Source organism: Pseudomonas sp. VS40 (assembly GCF_018587885.1).
Taxonomy (GTDB): domain Bacteria; phylum Pseudomonadota; class Gammaproteobacteria; order Pseudomonadales; family Pseudomonadaceae; genus Aquipseudomonas; species Aquipseudomonas pergaminensis.
In genome coordinates, this window is sequence record NZ_JAGYWD010000004.1 from 126446 (window position 1) to 143538 (window position 17093).

Below are 17093 nucleotides of genomic sequence, written 5' to 3' on the forward strand. Positions count from 1 at the left end.
CCGCTCTTCCCTTTAAGCCACCCTCTTGGGTGGTTTTTTTTTGCGCGGTGAATGCGTGGGTGAAAATGTCGACGCTGCACAAACAAAATCGGCCGACCCAAAGGTCAGCCGATACGTTGTGTTGCTCATACATTGCCGCTACATGGGTAACCCACGCACCTCCTGCTTGACGCCCCATCCCTCGATGATACCGCCCAGCGGCTCGACCACCGCCTCAAAGTCTTGCTCGAAGTCTCCTATGCCGTCGTAGGTGGCGGACATGATTTTGCTCAGCTCCAAGTACCAGGCGCCATCGTCGCGCGCACTGACCTGAGCATTCAGGGATTCCCCACGAAACTCACCCGCAGCCCTGCGCGCCCGTTCCTCATCCGGGAAAATGGCGTAGAACTCGATGGGGTGAAAACGTGAAAAGTCGAAGCCGCCCTCTTTCATGCGGCGCAGAACGTTGGTGCTGATGTCTTCTTGATAGGCTGTGCTCATGAAAAGTGCTCCTCGAATTGATGGATAGACTTTCCGTGCTTCCCGAAGCCCACGCCGTACTGGCGTGGGGGCTACGGCAAAAACATCACCGCTGGAAAACAAGCATGTAGCTGACAAGACCAGACCTTAGCGATTCATTCGCTGATCTCACTTGCAGAGTAGCGCGAAGCTATCACCTCCACCAGAGGCGCTTTAAGTGTGTACAGGGAATGTTCAGGCGGCGGGAGAGATGTCGAGGATCTGGATACTGTTCTGGTCTTTGAGGATCTTGACCGTAGGCTCGGGCTTGCGGCCCTCCAGGTCATTGAGGTCCAGTTCAGCGGCGATGGGCACCAGTTTGTTGCGAATCATGTGTGCCGCATCTTCGAGGCTGGGCTTCTGATCGCAGGTGAACTGCTCGACGGTCTGAACGCCGTGATCATCAACGAAGGTAATCTGCCACTTTTGCATCGGTGCCTCCTCGATAAAACCCGTGTGTGGGCTTACCACTATCTGGACCTTGAGGGTTCGCCAAACGTTCCACTCAAGTCAGGAGGCACCGGATCAACTGCGCTTATTTTTCAGCGTGTTCTTTCAAGGCTTTCAAGGTGTTGAACGGCGCGTCCACCACAAACTTGTTGGCCAACCACGAAGGCACGCTGCCACCTGGCTCGGTGTGCACCTGGTAAGTGACTTCGGTCTGGTTATCGCCTTTTGGCACGAGTTTCCAGAAGCCATCGACCTGGGCAACCCGTACGTAACCTTTTTCTTCAGGCTTGTAGGTCGGGACGCCTTCGAGCTTACGGGTCAGGGTGCCGTCGGCCGCCTTGGTGGTGGTGATATGCAAGTAGGAATCACGGTCCGTTACGGGGAACGGGGCCTTGAATTGGGTGTAGGTCCAGCTCTCATCGCCTTTCTTGTCGACCAGCTTCTGGGACTTGCACTCGTGGATCCAGGCACAGGCACCGGCCACGTCTTCCTGCAGGGCGACGATTTTGGCCACAGGCGCCTTGATCACGGTCACACCGCGATAGGCTTTGTACTTGGAGCCGGCAATTTCGCTCAGGGACACCTTGATACCGTCTTCGTCCTTGGCGACTTGCCAATCCTCAGCCTGGGCAGTGGCAGCAAACAACATCGTAAAACCGCACAACACAGCCATTCGTTTCAGCGAACCCATTGTTGTATTCCTTATTGTTGAAGTTCCGATAGTAAAGCCCATCAAGCCGCCGTCATGTGCTCCCACCAGCCGATCAAACGGATCGCATCGGCCTGGTCGGTGCCGCACACCTCGATGTCCGCCTTGAAGTCACTGCACACCGCCGGTCGTTCCGGTTGCCCGAACAGCAGGCATAGCTGTTCGACCGACAGGTGCAGGCAGCGTTCGCCCGCCGGTTTGCCTTGTGGCATACCCGGTAATGGCGAACTGATGGAGGGGGCGATGCAGCAAGCGCCACAGCCTTCACGGCAATTCATGACCAGCAGGTCCTCGACGACTCAATGTGGATGGCCGGGCTAGAGTACGCCCTAAAACAGCCGTTTTAAAATGGTCTAACAGGGGTTTTTCGCAGAAAACAAAAGTGACTGACCAGTCTGCGACAGATGGTCGAAGGGACACGTCACGTTTGTGGGAAAAGTTTACTGCTTGAATTCGAAATCCAGCGCTGCACCTTCCACATCGCGCCGCTCTTCGTTGCGCAATTGCAGCCTCATCTCATTGCTGAGCAGGCGGCCGTTGATCTGGAAAGCACTGTTATCGGTGGGCTTCTCGCCGAACATCGGCGGCAGCAAGGGCACGCTCTTGGGCTTGGGCATGGTGCCAATAGGCTGCAAGTGCCTGACCATGTCCGACGGCAGTGACAAGTCCAACTGTGCCGGCGGCAATTGGGTCTGTGCCACTTCTCGGGACGATTTTGACTTACTTGCCGCACGTTTTTTGGCGGTGGCAGCTGGCTTCTTCACCGCGGGCGCCTTTTTGACGGGTGCCGGTTTTTTCGCGGGGGCCTTCTGTTCGGCGTCGGCCGCAGGCTTGGTTTCGCTCACAGGGGCCGCCGCCAGCGCTGTGCCGACGTTGCACAGGCCTAACAGGCCAATCACCAAAACAGCGCGAAAAATCCGAGTCATATTGCCTACAGCGTTAACGGCAGAGGGCCATATGCTCGCTTGTTGTGCACGGCATGACAAGCGCGGTGATTAGCCAGCTATCGGAGTTGTCCCTTTTTTGCGCCTCAGAGGCCGGCCGCCGTCTCCTGGCATAACTGGCTGGCCAGCATCCCCAGGGTCATCAGCGCCCGCTCTGCCTCGCGGTTCCACGGGGTGCCGCAGTTGAGGCGAATGCAGTGGTTGAACTGCTCGGTATTACTGAAGATCAACCCTGGCGCAATGCTGATGCCCTGTTGCAGGGCACGCACGTGCAGTTCCTGGGTATTGACCCGCCCCGGCAAACTGACCCACAGAATAAAGCCGCCGGTCGGGCGGGTCATTTGCGTGCCTTCCGGGAAATACTGCTGCACCGCCAGCTGAAAGGCGCTGAGGTTCTTGCGGTACTCCTGGCGGATATAGCGCAAATGCCGATCGTAGCCGCCATTCTCCAGGTACGCGGCGACGCCCATCTGCGTGACGCTGCACGCGGAGTGGGTGCTGAACATCTGCAGGCGCTGGATTTCCTGCTGGTACTTGCCGGCGATCATCCAGCCGATGCGCACCCCAGGGGACAGCGTCTTGGAAAAGCTTGAGCAGTAGATCACTCGGTCAAGGCGGTCGTAGGCTTTCAGGGCTTTGGTGCGGCCCAGTTCGAACATCAGCTCGCCATAGATATCGTCCTCGACAATCTGGATATCGAAATCCGAGGCCAGGCGCAGCAAGTGTTTCTGTCGTTCCTCGGGCATGGTGCCGCCCAGGGGGTTGCTCAGTCGCGTGGTCAGTACCAACGCCTTGATCGACCATTGGTTGGCCGCCAGTTGCAGGGCTTCCAGGCTCATGCCGGTGGAGGGGTCGCTGGGGATCTCGATGACTTTGAGGCCGAGCAGATCAGCCAATTGCAGCAAACCGTAATAGGTCGGTGACTCTGCAGCGATCAGGTCGCCGGGCCGCGTCAGCACGCGCAGCGACATCTGCAAGGCATCGACGCAACCGTGGGTGATGACCACTTCGGAAGGGTCCACCACCACGCCCGCATCGCGCATGCGGATCGCCACCTGGCGGCGCAGCGGTTCGAATCCGGGGCTGAACATGTAGCTGAAGGCCCGTGGGCTCTGGAAGCGCGTGACCTTGGCCAACTGCTGGTGCAACGCGCGCACCGGCAAGTAATCCACACTTGGCACAGCGGCGCCCAACGGGAATACGCCTTCGCGGCGCGACTCGCCCAACACCTGCTGGATGATACTGCTGCGGGTGACCAACCCCGGGCGCTCTACCCGGGCGATGTCCGGCGTTGGCGCGGTGAGCGCGGGTGTCTGGTGCACGTAATAGCCAGACTGCGGCCGCGCCCGGATCAGCCCCTGGTCTTCCAGGTTGGCGTAGGCCTGCAACACCGTGGCGTGGCTCACGTTCAACTGCGAGCTCATCTTGCGTACCGAAGGCACACGCTCGCCCGGTTGGTAGACACCGCGCCGGATATCCTCAGCCAGTTGCTGGGCGATACGTTGGTAAAGCAACAGATTGGTCATGACGCAGCACTCGATTTCACGGGTATTTTATTTTTGTGTGAAACATACCGGCACAGTTTAGAAGTGTACGGGGACAGTTGCCACAATAGTCGAGCGCGCGTTGTAGTGACAGCAAAAACTGTGAGGGTGTACACCCAACAAATGTGGGAGGGGGCTTGCCCCCGATAGCGATGGTTCAATCAACCTCTTCGGTGACTGACGCTCCGCCATCGGGGGCAAGCCCCCTCCCACAGTTAAATCGATGCAAGCCTTTATCGGGCTGCGCCCAATTGGCCTTTCTCGTCGGAGAACACAATTTCCACACGACGGTTCTGCGCCCTGCCCCGCTCGGAAGCATTGGCCTCCACCGGGTACTGGTCGCCATAACCCTCGACCTGGATGCGTTTTTCGTCGATGCCCAGGTCAACCAGCACATCCGCCACCGACTGTGCGCGGTCACGCGACAGTTTGAGGTTTTCGCGCTCGCCGCCGGTATTGTCGGCATACCCCTCGATGCGCACCACGCGCTTGGGGTTGAGTTGCAGGAACTGTACGATTTTGAGCACCGTGCGGTTGGCCGAGTTTTTCAGCTCTGCTTCACCGGTATCGAACAGCACATCGCCCAGGGTCATCACCAGGCCACGGTCGGTTTGGGTAGTAGCCAGGCTGGCGATCTGTTCTTCGAGCCATTTGCCCTGCTGCTGCACGCTGATCAGCTTGTTTTCACGCAGGGCCAATTGCAGGCGCTGGCGCTCCAGTTCGAGCTTTACACCCCGCTCTTGGTTGAGCGCCTGTTCGGTATGTTCGCGGGCGATGGCACTGTAGCGTTGGCTCAGGTAAGCGTAATGCACTACATCGGCACCGCTGCCCCAGTAGCTGGACAAGCGATCGGCGCGCGCCAGGGATTCACCGGCGCGGATCACGTCCTTGGGCGCAAAACGCAGAACGTTGGCGTCTTCCTTGACTTGCTGGAAGTCGTTACTTGCCTGCTGCAAGGCCTGCTCGCTGTCGGGATGGGTGGCGCAACCGCCCAACACGGCGGTGCCCAACAGTACCGCACAGCTCAAACCGCGGATCATCGGGCTCATTGGGCTTCTCCCAACTGCAACTGCTTGCGCAGACGGGTGATGCGGGCGTTGAGCACGTTCAACTGTTCCTGGCTCTTGCGGGTCAGCACTTGGGCTTCGGCCAGGCGTGCATCCAGTTCGGCTTGCTCGAAACGCATACGTGCGTTTTTGTAGGATTGGTCGGCCATACTCGACTTGGCCCGGGCGAACTTGGCTTCAGCCAGTTTCAATTCAGGCGATTCATCCGCGTTGGCCCCCACGGCACTGGCTTGCTCCAAGGCTTGCTGGGTGAGGCGCATTTGTTCATTCGGCGCAGGATCGGCTGCACATCCCGCCAGAGCGACAACGGCGAGGGCCGCGAAAAGAGGTCGAAGAGTCACTGAAAATCCCTACTTTGTTGGGGTGCCGACGGGTTGCTGCAATTGCGCTTTCCAGCGCTCCAGATTGCTCTGCAACGCAGCTTGCGCCACACCGGACGCGGGCAATTCTGTCATCTTTTTGGCCAGCTGTCCGCGCAGCCACGGATCATTGCAGGCCGAGTTGTGGGAAATCGCCAGGTACAGGCCCGGCTGGTCGATGGGCACGTCGCGGGCCACCAGGTCATTGCTCATGCCCAGGGTCTGCGCCATGGCCATGCCGGAATAACGTCCGGCCAACACGTAGTCCACCTCCCCCAGTAGCAGCTTCTGGAACGCTGGCGTCAGGGACGGCAGGCGTTGCAGGCTCAGTTGCTCGCCGGCGAAGGTTTCAAAGGCGGCGCTCAAGCGTGCACGCTCCGACACGGCACCCTTGTGCCCATGCAGGTCGGCAGCCGTGGTGTAGGCCAGCGCCGAATCCTTGCGCGTCCACACCAGATAGTCGAGCTGCACCAGCGCCGGATGGATGTAGTCGAGGGTTTCCAGCTCACCCAGGTTCAGCGGCGCGTCGGCGAGGATATCCATGCGCCCGCTGCGCACTTCCTCCAGGGCCAGGGAGCGTTTGCCACCGTAGAGCAAGTCGACTTTCAAGCCGAGGTCCTTGGCCACTTGTTGCAATACATCGGCGGTGGCGCCGATCAGGTGCGTGGGGTCTTGCGGGTCGCGCCAGAGCAACGGCGGTGCGTCCGGGCTGCCGGTGATCACCAGGCGATCGCATTTGCCGGCGGCCAGCGACAGCGTCGGCAGCAATGTGAGGCCCAGCAGTACCGCCCAAGGGCGCAATTCCATGGCGTGTGTCTCCAAGTCAAAAAAAAACCCGGTCACAAGGACCGGGCTCTTTATAAGTGAAGCGACTGGATTAGACCAGCTTCTCCAACTCAGGGACGGCTTCGAACAAGTCCGCCACCAGGCCGTAATCAGCCACCTGGAAGATCGGGGCTTCTTCGTCCTTGTTGATCGCGACGATCACTTTGGAGTCTTTCATACCGGCCAAGTGCTGGATCGCGCCGGAGATACCGACGGCGATGTACAGCTGTGGCGCAACGATTTTGCCGGTCTGGCCGACCTGCATGTCGTTGGGTACGAAACCTGCGTCGACGGCCGCGCGGGAAGCGCCGACCGCAGCGCCCAGCTTGTCGGCCAGGGCGTACAGGTGCTTGAAGTTGTCACCGTTCTGCATGCCACGGCCGCCGGAAACGACGATCTTGGCAGCGGTCAGCTCAGGACGATCCGACTTGGCCAGCTCTTCGCCAACGAAGCTGGAGGTGCCAGCGTCGTGGGCAGCCGCAACGGCTTCAACGGCAGCCGAACCACCTTCGGCGGCAACCGGGTCGAAACCGGTGGCACGTACGGTGATGACTTTGACCGAAGCGTTGGACTGTACGGTCGCGATGGCGTTACCGGCGTAGATCGGGCGCTTGAAGGTGTCGGCGCTTTCTACCGAGATGATCTCGGAGATCTGGTCAACGTCCAGCTGCGCGGCAACGCGTGGCAGGATGTTTTTGCCGTTGGAGGTGGCGGCAGCCAGGATGTGGCTGTAGCCAGCGCCCAGCTCAGCTACCAGCGGAGCAACGTTTTCTGGCAACTGATGCGCGTAGGCGGCATTGTCAGCGTTCAGGACTTTGCTCACGCCCGCGATTTTCGCAGCGGCTTCAGCCACGGCGCCAGCGCCCTGGCCGGCAACCAGTACGTGAATGTCGCCACCGATTTTAGCGGCGGCAGCCACGGTATTCAGGGTGGCCGGGGCCAGCACCTTGTTATCGTGTTCGGCGATTACGAGGATAGTCATGATCAGATCACCTTCGCTTCGTTTTTCAGTTTCTCGACCAGTTCAGCCACCGACTTGACCTTGATGCCCGCGCTGCGAGCAGCCGGTGCTTCAACCTTGACGGTCTTGTTGGTGGAGGCGGTGGAAACGCCCAAAGCTTCAGGAGTAACCGACTCAAGCGGCTTCTTCTTGGCTTTCATGATGTTTGGCAGGGACGCGTAGCGCGGCTCGTTCAAACGCAGGTCGGTGGTGACGATGGCCGGCAGCTTCAGGGAAACGGTCTGCGCGCCGCCGTCGATTTCACGGGTTACAGCTACGCTGTCGCCGCTCACTTCGACTTTGGAAGCGAAGGTGCCCTGGCCATAACCGGTCAGTGCAGCCAGCATCTGGCCAGTCTGGTTGTTGTCGCTGTCGATCGCCTGTTTGCCGAGGATCACCAGTTGAGGCTGTTCCTTGTCGACAACGGCTTTGAGCAGCTTAGCAACGGCCAGGGAGGTCAGCTCTTCAGCGGACTCGACCAGGATAGCGCGGTCGGCGCCCAGCGCCAGGGCGGTACGCAGCTGCTCTTGAGCAGTGGTAGGGCCGATGGAAACCACGACGATTTCAGTCGCCACGCCTTTCTCTTTCAGGCGTACGGCTTCTTCCACGGCGATTTCGCAGAAAGGGTTCATCGACATCTTGACGTTAGCGAGGTCGACGCCGGAATTGTCCGCCTTGACGCGAACTTTCACGTTGTAATCGACAACGCGTTTGACAGCTACAAGAACCTTCATGGATTCCTCGTTACTCTCCGGTGAAAAGAAAGTCGCCTAGGCGAACCTGGCGGTTGATGCTCATCGGCACACAAGGGCACCTCCAAAAACGCAGGCGGCGACCTTGCTCACGGGAAATGATGACCGTTCGTCAGTGGTGACTGAGAGGTCATTCTTTATCGCAGCGTGTAAACTGCGCGCCATTGTCCGGGCACGCGTCACCTGTCTTGCTTTTGGACGTGCTCTTGAAACCTGCAGTCTGCCTACGGTTAGCGCAAAACCGACCGTATATTGACCGGAACACCTATTCTGGTCAATACGGCAAAATAGCCAGTCATAAGCCGCACCACTTTGATTTACCTAGCCTGCGGGCAATTCAAACAAACGTTTGTATTGGACGCTAGCAGTGGTGTAGATATAATGCGCCACCTAGAGAGAAAGGTGGGTCATCCCCTGCCATTTGGCACAGTGATGATGGATACGACACCGAACCTCCACCCATTAGAAAAAAAGCCTGTTGAGCCTTGAGTAGGAGATAGCCTGTGGAACGCGAATACATGGAATTCGACGTGGTCATCGTCGGCGCTGGCCCGGCGGGACTGTCTGCCGCCTGCCGACTGAAGCAGAAGGCCGCCGAAGCCGGTAAGGAAATCAGCGTCTGCGTGGTCGAGAAAGGCTCCGAAGTCGGCGCGCATATCCTGTCCGGTGCCGTGTTCGAACCACGCGCCCTGAACGAACTGTTCCCGGACTGGAAAGAACTCGGCGCCCCGCTCAACACCCCCGTGGTGCGCGATGACATCTATGTACTGCGCAGCCCCGACGCCTCCACCAAGGTGCCAGATTTCTTTGTGCCCAAGACCATGCACAACGAAGGCAACTACATTATCTCCCTCGGCAACCTGTGCCGCTGGCTGGCCCAGCAGGCCGAGAACCTCGGCGTGGAAGTCTACCCAGGCTTCGCCGCCCAGGAAGCGCTGTTCGACGAAAACGGCGTGGTGCGCGGGATCATCACCGGTGACCTCGGCGTCGACCGCGAAGGCAACCCGAAAGAAGGCGTCTACACCCCCGGCATGGAACTGCGTGGCAAGTACACGCTGTTCGCCGAAGGTTGCCGTGGCCATATCGGCAAGCAGCTGATCCAGCGTTTCAACCTGGACAGCGACGCCGACGCCCAGCACTACGGCATCGGCCTGAAGGAAATCTGGGAAATCGACCCGGCCAAGCACCAACCAGGCCTGGTCGTCCACACTGCTGGTTGGCCGCTGGACATCATGAGCGCCGAAAACACCGGCGGCTCGTTCCTCTATCACCTGGAAAACAACCAGGTGGTGGTCGGTTTGATCGTCGACCTGTCCTACAGCAACACCTTCCTGTCGCCGTTCGATGAGTTCCAGCGCCTCAAGCACCACCCGGTGCTGGCCCAATACCTGGAAGGCGGCAAGCGCATCAGCTACGGCGCCCGTGCCATCTGCAAAGGCGGCCTGAACTCGCTGCCGAAGATGGTCTTCAAGGGCGGCGCACTGATCGGTTGCGACCTCGGCACCCTGAACTTCGCCAAGATCAAGGGCAGCCACACCGCGATGAAGTCCGGCATGCTCGCCGCCGACGCCGTGGCCGACCGCCTGTTTGCCGAGTCCGAAGGCGGTGATGAACTGACCGCTTACGTTGATAGCTTCAAGTCGAGCTGGCTCTATGAAGAACTGTTCGCCAGCCGTAACTTCGGCCCGGCGATGCACAAGTTCGGTCCGATCCTTGGCGCGGGCTTCAACTGGTTCGACCAGAACATCCTGGGCGGCAAGATGCCGTTCACCCTGCACGACACCAAGCCGGATTACGCCTGCCTCAAGCTGGCGAAAGACAGCAAGAAAATCGACTACCCGAAACCCGACGGCAAGCTGAGCTTCGACAAGCTGAGCTCGGTGTTCATCTCCGGTACCAACCACGAAGAAGAGCAACCGTGCCACTTGAAGCTCAAGGACCCGAGCATCCCGATCGGCACCAACCTGCCGCTCTACGATGAACCGGCGCAGCGCTACTGCCCGGCCGGCGTGTATGAAGTGATCACCCAGGAAGACGGCGAGAAGCGCTTCCAGATCAACGCCCAGAACTGCGTGCACTGCAAGACCTGTGACATCAAGGACCCTTCGCAGAACATCACGTGGGTCACGCCGGAAGGCGCGGGTGGGCCGACCTACCCGAATATGTAAGCCCGCTGCTTGAATAAAAAAGGCTCCCAAATGGGAGCCTTTTTTGTGGCCCGAAAAAAGCCAGTCACCTCGGTCAAATGTGGGAACGGGCTTGCTCGCGAAGGCGGCCTGTCAGTTGAGGAAGGTGTTAGCTGACCCACCGTATTCGCGAGCAAGCCCGCCCACACATTTACGGTGTTGTGCCTGGTGGAATTATGCGGCGCGTTCTTCACCAGGATTGCGCAGGAAATAGCGCTTATATTCCCGACTGAACTGCGACGTACTTTGATACCCCACATTATGCGCCGCCTGCGCCACGCCCATGCCTTCCACCAGCAGCAATTGCTGGGCCTTGAGCAGCCGCAAACGCTTGAGGTACTGCACCGGCGACAACAGCGTGCAGCGCTTGAAATGCTCATGAAACGTCGACGCACTCATGTGCGCATACCCCGCCAGCGTCTCGATATTCAGCGGCTCGGCGTAATGGGCATGCAAGTGATTCAACGAGGTGGCAATCCGGGAAAACTGCCCCTGCTGTTCCACCAATGCGCGCAGCACATCGGCCTGTGGCCCACGCAAGGCGGTGAAGAGCAATTCCCGCACCCGCGCCGGGCCCATGATCCGGCTTTCCAGCGGATCGTGCAGGCACTGCAACAGCCGCTCGACACAACCGCGCATCGCATCGTCGAGCACCACCGAGCTCATAGACTCCAGCGTCTGCGCTGTCGGCGGTGGCCCGGCCTGCATACCCATCGCCATCACCAATTCACCCAACACCACCCGATCGATGCCCACCGTCACCCCGTACAGCGGCGCATCGGCGCCCATGGCAAACGTCTCGCACTCGAACGGCACCGGCATCGCCTGGATCAGGTAATGCCCGGCGCCATACTCCAGCGTACGCGGGCCCAGGTAGGCGACCTTGCTACCCTGGGCCACGAACATCAGGCTCGGCTCGTAGATCTGCGGCCCACGCGCCACGTCGCAACTGGCGCGCAGTACCTGCACGCCGGGCAGGTTCGTCGGCGAGAAACCGTCGCAAGGCGTAAGGCCTTCGATCAAGGAGACCAGCGTGGCGTTGGCATCGAGATGGCGGGTCAACAACATGGCAAAAAACTTCGCGAATAAGGGATGAGAACATCATCGCAGGTCTGGCGGCCGATGGATCCAAACACGGGGCACTCCCGGACGAATAGGCATGAGACTCGGAGCAATCGCCATGGCCGCATCAGGACCCGGCGCGGAGAATGCGCCACCTCACCTGTCATTGCTTTTGCGAGGTCTCCCCATGTACACCGCCATCGGTTACGCCGCCCAGTCGGCCACCACTCCCCTCGCCCCCATGTCCTTCCAGCGCCGCAGCCCGCGTGTGGATGACGTGGCCATCGAGATCCTTTACTGCGGCGTGTGCCACTCCGACATCCACCAGGCCCGCAACGAATGGGGCATCGCCGTGTACCCGCTGATGCCGGGCCACGAGATCGTCGGCAAGGTCACCGCCGTCGGCGCCAATGTCACCGCACACAAGGTCGGCGACCTGGTCGGCGTGGGCTGCATGGTCGATTCGTGCCGTCACTGCGACGCGTGCAAGGCAGACCTGGAGCAATACTGCCTCGAAGGTCCGACCATGACCTACGCCACCCCGGACCGCGTCGACGGCAGCAACACCATGGGCGGCTACTCCGACAGCATCGTGGTCAGTGAACATTTCGTGGTGAAGATCCCGGCCAAGCTCGACCTGGCCAGCGCCGCGCCGATCCTCTGCGCCGGCATCACCACCTACTCGCCGCTCAAGCACTACGGCGTGAAGGCTGGCGATAAAGTCGGCGTGCTCGGCATGGGCGGCCTGGGCCATATGGGCATCAAGTTTGCCAAGGCCATGGGCGCGGAAGTGACCTTGTTCACCCGCTCGGCAAGCAAGGCCGAAGAAGGCCGTCGCCAGGGTGCCGATCACGTGATCGTATCCACTGACGCCGAGCAGATGAAAGCCGCCGCCGGGCACTTTGACTTCCTGCTGGACACCATCCCGGTGCAGCACGACCTGAACCCCTACCTCGACGTGCTGCGCTTTGACGGCGTGCACATCCTGGTCGGCCTGATCGAGCCGGTCGACCCACCGGTCAACGCCGCCAAGCTGATCATGGGCCGAAAAGTCCTGGCCGGCTCCTTGATCGGTGGCATTGCCGAAACCCAGGAAGTCCTGGATTTCTGCGCCGAGCACGGCATCACCTGCGACATCGAAATGCTCGACATCCGTAATATCAACGAAGCCTACAGCCGCATGATCGCCGGCGACGTGAAGTACCGCTTTGTCATCGACATGGCGACCTTGAAGGCCTGATCAGGCCTTTGCGCCCAACTCCGCTGACAGCCGTGCTGCGACCTGTTTGACCACAGGGATCAGCTCGGCCATTTTCTCCAGCGGCATGTAGGGCACGGTACTGGCGATGCTGATGCCGGCGATGATTCGCCGGCTGGCATCGCGCACCGGTGCCGCCACGCAGCGGATCGACGGTTCGTTGTCTTCCAGGTCGAACGCATAACCGCCCACCACGTATTCACGCATGCGCTGCTCGAACTGTGCCCAGGATTGCTCCGGGTGCTGCGGCCATTGCAGGTTTTTCCCACCCGCCGGCAGGCTGACTTCGTACAGGCGCTGCCACTCTTCTGCCGAGTCATCCAACAGCAACGCCTTGCCGATACCCGTACGTGCCAGCGGCATGCGGTGGCCGACCCGCGAACGCATTTCGGGGCCATTGCGGCCAGGGTTCTTGTGCAGGTAAAGCACGTCGTCGTATTCGCGGATGGCCAAGTGGATGGTGTCACCGGTCAACGCCGACAGCTCATCCAGGTACGGGATGGCCAAGGTCACCAGCGGCAGTTCTTCGCGCGCCTGGAAACCCAGCTCAATCAACTTCGGCCCCAGCAGGTAACCCACCTGCGGCACCACACGCAGGTAACGCTCTTCCACCAGGCAACTGGCCAAGCGGTGAGTGGTGCTGCGGGTGGTGCCGATGCGCTTGGCGATCTCTTTCAGATCCCGCGCACCGGCCGCCACCGCCTGCACCACGCCCAGGCCACGCAGCAGGGTCTGGGTGCCGGTGGGCGCGGCGTCTTTGACGGGAGTGTGGGCGTTTTCCTGCATATCGGGCCTATTGGGAAGTACGAAAACGGCGCCATTATGGCAAATCACGGACCTCAATACAGTGGAGATCCAAATGTGGGAGCGGGCTTGCTCGCGACTGCGATGTGTCAGTCAAAGATGTTCTTACTGAACCACCACCTTCGCGAGCAAGCCCGCTCCCACAGGGGTTAGGCGATGTTCTTCCTAGCGTTGTTTCATGCGGTCGATGATGACCGCAAGGAGCAGGATCGAACCCCGGATCACATACTGGTAGAAGGTGTCGATGTTCTTCAGGTTCATCGCATTCTCGATGATCGCCAGGATCAACACCCCGGCAATCACGTGGCGGATCATGCCGATGCCGCCGCTCAACGACACCCCGCCCAGCACGCACGCCGATATCACGGTCAGCTCAAAGCCCTGGCCAATCATCGGCTGGCCCGAGGTCATGCGCGACGCAAGAATCACCCCGGCCAGGGCGCCGATCAGACCGTGCACGGCAAAGATGATGATCTTGGTGCGATCAACATTCACCCCCGCCAGCAACGCCGCTTCCTGGTTACCACCGATGGCCATGGTGTTGCGCCCGTAGGTGGTGTAGTTGAGCAGCCAGCCGAAGAACACAAAGCACAGCACAGTGATGATGATCGGCACCGGCACGCCCATCAGTTGGCCGTTGCCGAATACGAAGAACCCTTCGTCCATCACCCCGACCGCCTTGCCGTTGGAGAAAATGTACGCCAGGCCGCGCACGATCTGCATGGTCGCCAACGTTGCAATCAAGGCGTTGATGCGCAGCTTGGCGATGACAATGCCGTTGATCAGCCCCACCACCAGGCCCATGGCCAACGCCGCCGAGACGCCGAGCACCACGCTGTCGGTGTCGCGGATCACGATCCCCGCGACCACGCCGGCACAGGCGATCACCGAGCCTACCGACAAGTCGAAGTGCCCCGACGCCAGGCAGAACAACATGGTGCACGCGGCGATGCCCACGGTAGAAATCGCCAGGCCCAACCCACGCATGTTCAGCGGCGACAGGAAGTTGTCGATAAACAATGCGCTGAGCACAAAGATGCTCAACGCGGCGAGCAGCATCACCCAATCGTCAAGGAACTTGCGCTGGTTGAAACCCGGCCAGAAGCCCTTTGCAGTTTTTACCTCAGACATCATTCACCTCGAATTCTTCAAGCCCGCGAACGCGGGAGAGCCAGTTGCAACAGCCGTGCTTCGTCCGCTTGGTCGCGGGTGAGTTCGCCGGTCAGAGCGCCTTCGCTCATCACCAGGATGCGGTCGGAGATGCCCATCACTTCCATCAGGTCGCTGGACACCACGATCACCGCGATGCCACTGGCCGCCAGGTTATGGATGATCTGGTAGATCTCCGACTTGGCGCCGATATCGATGCCACGGGTCGGCTCGTCCAACAGCAGCACTTTCATCGGCATCGACAGCCAACGACCGAGAATGGCCTTCTGCTGGTTGCCGCCGGAGAGGTACATGATTTTCTGTTCGGCGTTGGGCGTCTTGACCTTCATCGCCTTGATCTGCCGGTCGGCGTTGGTGGTTTCCCAGCCGTCGCGCAACAGCCAGCCAAAGGTGGAATGGGCACCGCGCGCGCTGATATTGATGTTCTCGGCCACACTGGACAGCGGAATGATCCCCTCCTTCTTGCGGTCTTCCGGGCACAGCAAGATGCCGGCAGCAATCGCGTCGCGGGGTGAACGCAATTGCAATGTTTGCCCGCAGAGTTCAAGGCTACCGGCGGTGCAGCGAGTCAAACCGCTCAGCAGCCTAAACAGCTCCGTGCGCCCTGCCCCGACCAATCCGAACAGGCCAAGAATCTCGCCCTTGTGCACCTGCAGGCTCACCGGCTCACGCAGGCCTGGTCCGAGCAAACCCTCGACCTTAAGCGCCACGTCGCCCTGTTCCCGTGGCCGGTAATCGTAGATGTCCTGGATATCGCGACCGACCATGCACGTCACCAACTGGTCGTGGGTCAGCGCGTTCATATCGTCGAACGTGCGCACATAACGGCCGTCCTTGAACACCGTCACCGCGTTGCAGATGCGGAACACCTCTTCCATACGGTGCGACACATAGAGCACGACTTTGCCCTCATCGCGCAGGCGGGTGATGATCGCCATCAAGCGGTCGATCTCCCGCGCCGACAAGCTGCTGGTGGGTTCGTCGAAGGCAATCACATGGGCACCACGGGACAACGCCTTGGCGATTTCCACCAGTTGGCGCTGGCCGAGGGACAGGCGTCCGAGCTTTTCGTCCGGATCGATTTCATCGGCCAGGCCTTTGAGACACGCCAACGCTTGCTTGCGCAATTGACTACGGTTGACCACCCCGAACCGCGTCGGCAAATGCCCAAGGAACAGGTTTTCGGCCACGGTCATTTCCGGCACCAGGTGCAGCTCTTGGTGGATCACCGCGACCCCACTGGCGATGCTGTCGGCGGCAGACTTGAAGTCCATGGTCTGCTCGCCGATCTGCAGTGAGCCGCTGCTGGGCAGGTAAGCGCCGCCAAGGATTTTCAGCAGCGTCGACTTGCCCGCGCCGTTTTCACCCATCAACGCATGCACCTCGCGCGGCCGCGCTTCAAAGCTGATCTGCGCCAGGGCTTTCACACCGGGAAATTCCTTGCCGATGCCGTTGAATCGCAGGGCCGCGCCGGTCATTTCCACAGCCCGATTTTGCTCAACTCTTCCTTGAAGTTGGCGCGGGTGATCAGGGTCACGTTGTCCAGGGCGGTGAACTTGGCCGGCTCGGTGCCTTTGGTGACCCACTCGAACATCGCGCTGGCGGTTTTGTAGCCCGAGGCGTCAGGGCTCAACAGCATGGAGCCGTAGAAACCGGTGTCGGATTTTTTCAGCTCTTCGATGGCGTCAGTGCCATTGATGCCGACGCCAATCACATTGGCAGCCTTGAAACCGGCGCTCTCGGTGGCGCGCACGCCGCCCAGCACGGTACTGTCGTTCATGCCGCCGATGATCAGGTTTTTCGCGCCGCTGGGCAGCTTCACCAGGGCCGAGTTGGTGGCGTCCATGCTGCCTGGCACGTCGAGGGTTTTCTGCGCGCTGAACAGGATGTGGTCAGCAGGCAGGCCGGCGGCCTTGAGGCCTTCTACCGAACCGTCAGTGCGTTTCTTGCCGGTTTCCAGCTCGTCGAAGGTGTTGATGACGGCGTAGGTTTCTTTCCAGTCCCAGTTGCGATGCTTGGCTTCGGCAGCCATGGCCTCGCCTTGTTTCTGGCCGATCTTGTAGGCGTCGAGGCCGACGTAAGGCACGTCTTCCATGGGCTTGCCCTTGGCGTCGACAAAACGGTCGTCCACCGCCAGCACCTTGAGGTTATTGAGCTTGGCCTTGGCCATGATTGCCGGGCCGAGGGACACGTCCGGCGGGCAAATGACGAAGCCCTTGGCGCCATTGGCGGCCAGGGTGTCGATGGCCGACAAGGTTTTCTCACCATCAGGCACCGCGATCTTGATCACGGTAAAGCCCTGGTCCCTGCCGGCTTTTTCGGCGAAGGCCCATTCGGTCTGGAACCAGGGTTCTTCGGCCTGCTTGACCAGGAAGCCGATTTTCACTTCTTCGGCGGATACAACGCCGCTGAACGCGACCGCAAGGGCCAGGGTGCCGAGTGTCTTCTTGAGCATGAACCACCTC

General features: G+C 60.2%; 18 protein-coding genes. 2 read left to right on the top strand and 16 right to left on the bottom strand.

Going from position 1 to position 17093, the window contains the following annotated elements:
• Window positions 1-138: 138 nt before the first annotated feature.
• From KHP07_RS13300 to KHP07_RS13350, 11 genes are all read right to left on the bottom strand, one after another.
• Entirely contained in the window at window positions 139-480 is a 342-nt protein-coding gene (locus tag KHP07_RS13300; protein WP_065873940.1) for a ribonuclease E inhibitor RraB, read from the bottom strand.
• Window positions 481-693: 213 nt separating this feature from the next.
• Complete coding sequence (locus KHP07_RS13305) at window positions 694-930, bottom strand: hypothetical protein (RefSeq protein ID WP_100492315.1); 237 nt, start codon at window positions 928-930, stop codon at window positions 694-696.
• A 103-nt stretch (window positions 931-1033) separates the two neighbouring features.
• Window positions 1034-1639 (bottom strand): START domain-containing protein, encoded by a 606-nt coding sequence (locus KHP07_RS13310; RefSeq protein ID WP_214497322.1) that lies wholly within the window; start codon window positions 1637-1639, stop codon window positions 1034-1036.
• A gap of 41 nt (window positions 1640-1680) precedes the next feature.
• A complete protein-coding gene (locus tag KHP07_RS13315) occupies window positions 1681-1935 on the bottom strand; it encodes a YkgJ family cysteine cluster protein (RefSeq protein ID WP_025854178.1) in 255 nt (84 codons plus the stop codon).
• 162 nt (window positions 1936-2097) lie between these two features.
• Window positions 2098-2583, bottom strand: a complete 486-nt coding sequence (locus KHP07_RS13320) for a translation initiation factor 2 (protein WP_078049828.1) — start codon at window positions 2581-2583, stop codon at window positions 2098-2100.
• A gap of 104 nt (window positions 2584-2687) precedes the next feature.
• The gene (locus KHP07_RS13325) at window positions 2688-4127 is read right to left on the bottom strand and encodes an aminotransferase-like domain-containing protein (protein WP_078049829.1); all 1440 of its coding nucleotides are present in this window, start codon (window positions 4125-4127) and stop codon (window positions 2688-2690) included.
• Between the two features lie 251 nt (window positions 4128-4378).
• Window positions 4379-5194, bottom strand: coding sequence for an OmpA family protein (locus tag KHP07_RS13330; RefSeq protein WP_028617552.1), 816 nt, complete (start codon window positions 5192-5194; stop codon window positions 4379-4381).
• Window positions 5191-5553 carry a DUF4398 domain-containing protein gene (locus KHP07_RS13335; RefSeq protein WP_016980006.1) on the bottom strand — a complete coding sequence of 121 codons (363 nt, stop codon included), beginning with the start codon at window positions 5551-5553 and terminating at the stop codon, window positions 5191-5193. The genes KHP07_RS13330 and KHP07_RS13335 overlap by 4 nt, the downstream gene beginning before the upstream one ends.
• A gap of 9 nt (window positions 5554-5562) precedes the next feature.
• Window positions 5563-6378 (bottom strand): substrate-binding periplasmic protein, encoded by an 816-nt coding sequence (locus tag KHP07_RS13340; RefSeq protein ID WP_214497323.1) that lies wholly within the window; start codon window positions 6376-6378, stop codon window positions 5563-5565.
• Between the two features lie 70 nt (window positions 6379-6448).
• Window positions 6449-7378, bottom strand: a complete 930-nt coding sequence (locus KHP07_RS13345) for an electron transfer flavoprotein subunit alpha/FixB family protein (protein WP_028617554.1) — start codon at window positions 7376-7378, stop codon at window positions 6449-6451.
• A 2-nt stretch (window positions 7379-7380) separates the two neighbouring features.
• Window positions 7381-8130: an electron transfer flavoprotein subunit beta/FixA family protein gene (locus KHP07_RS13350; RefSeq protein WP_028617555.1), complete on the bottom strand. Its 750-nt coding sequence runs from the start codon at window positions 8128-8130 to the stop codon at window positions 7381-7383.
• Between the two features lie 521 nt (window positions 8131-8651).
• Here KHP07_RS13350 and KHP07_RS13355 point away from each other — a divergent pair.
• On the top strand, window positions 8652-10316 hold the full coding sequence (locus tag KHP07_RS13355; RefSeq protein WP_214497324.1) for an electron transfer flavoprotein-ubiquinone oxidoreductase: 1665 nt from the start codon (window positions 8652-8654) through the stop codon (window positions 10314-10316).
• Window positions 10317-10508: 192 nt separating this feature from the next.
• On the opposite strand, the gene KHP07_RS13360 is transcribed toward KHP07_RS13355, so the two are convergent.
• Window positions 10509-11402, bottom strand: coding sequence for an AraC family transcriptional regulator (locus KHP07_RS13360; RefSeq protein ID WP_078049832.1), 894 nt, complete (start codon window positions 11400-11402; stop codon window positions 10509-10511).
• 181 nt (window positions 11403-11583) lie between these two features.
• On the opposite strand from KHP07_RS13360, the gene KHP07_RS13365 reads away from it, so the two are divergent.
• Complete coding sequence (locus KHP07_RS13365) at window positions 11584-12636, top strand: NAD(P)-dependent alcohol dehydrogenase (RefSeq protein WP_078049833.1); 1053 nt, start codon at window positions 11584-11586, stop codon at window positions 12634-12636.
• Here the strand turns inward: KHP07_RS13365 and KHP07_RS13370 are convergent, their stop codons facing one another.
• The 4 genes from KHP07_RS13370 to KHP07_RS13385 all read right to left on the bottom strand — a co-directional run bounded on the left by KHP07_RS13370 (window position 12637) and on the right by KHP07_RS13385 (window position 17083).
• On the bottom strand, window positions 12637-13440 hold the full coding sequence (locus tag KHP07_RS13370) for an IclR family transcriptional regulator (protein WP_099493640.1): 804 nt from the start codon (window positions 13438-13440) through the stop codon (window positions 12637-12639).
• Between the two features lie 183 nt (window positions 13441-13623).
• Window positions 13624-14589: an L-arabinose ABC transporter permease AraH gene (gene araH, locus KHP07_RS13375; RefSeq protein ID WP_028617559.1), complete on the bottom strand. Its 966-nt coding sequence runs from the start codon at window positions 14587-14589 to the stop codon at window positions 13624-13626.
• Window positions 14590-14606: 17 nt separating this feature from the next.
• Complete coding sequence (gene araG / locus KHP07_RS13380) at window positions 14607-16106, bottom strand: L-arabinose ABC transporter ATP-binding protein AraG (protein WP_214497325.1); 1500 nt, start codon at window positions 16104-16106, stop codon at window positions 14607-14609.
• Window positions 16103-17083: a substrate-binding domain-containing protein gene (locus KHP07_RS13385; protein WP_078049836.1), complete on the bottom strand. Its 981-nt coding sequence runs from the start codon at window positions 17081-17083 to the stop codon at window positions 16103-16105. Before KHP07_RS13385 ends, araG begins: the two co-directional genes overlap by 4 nt.
• Window positions 17084-17093: the final 10 nt, after the last annotated feature.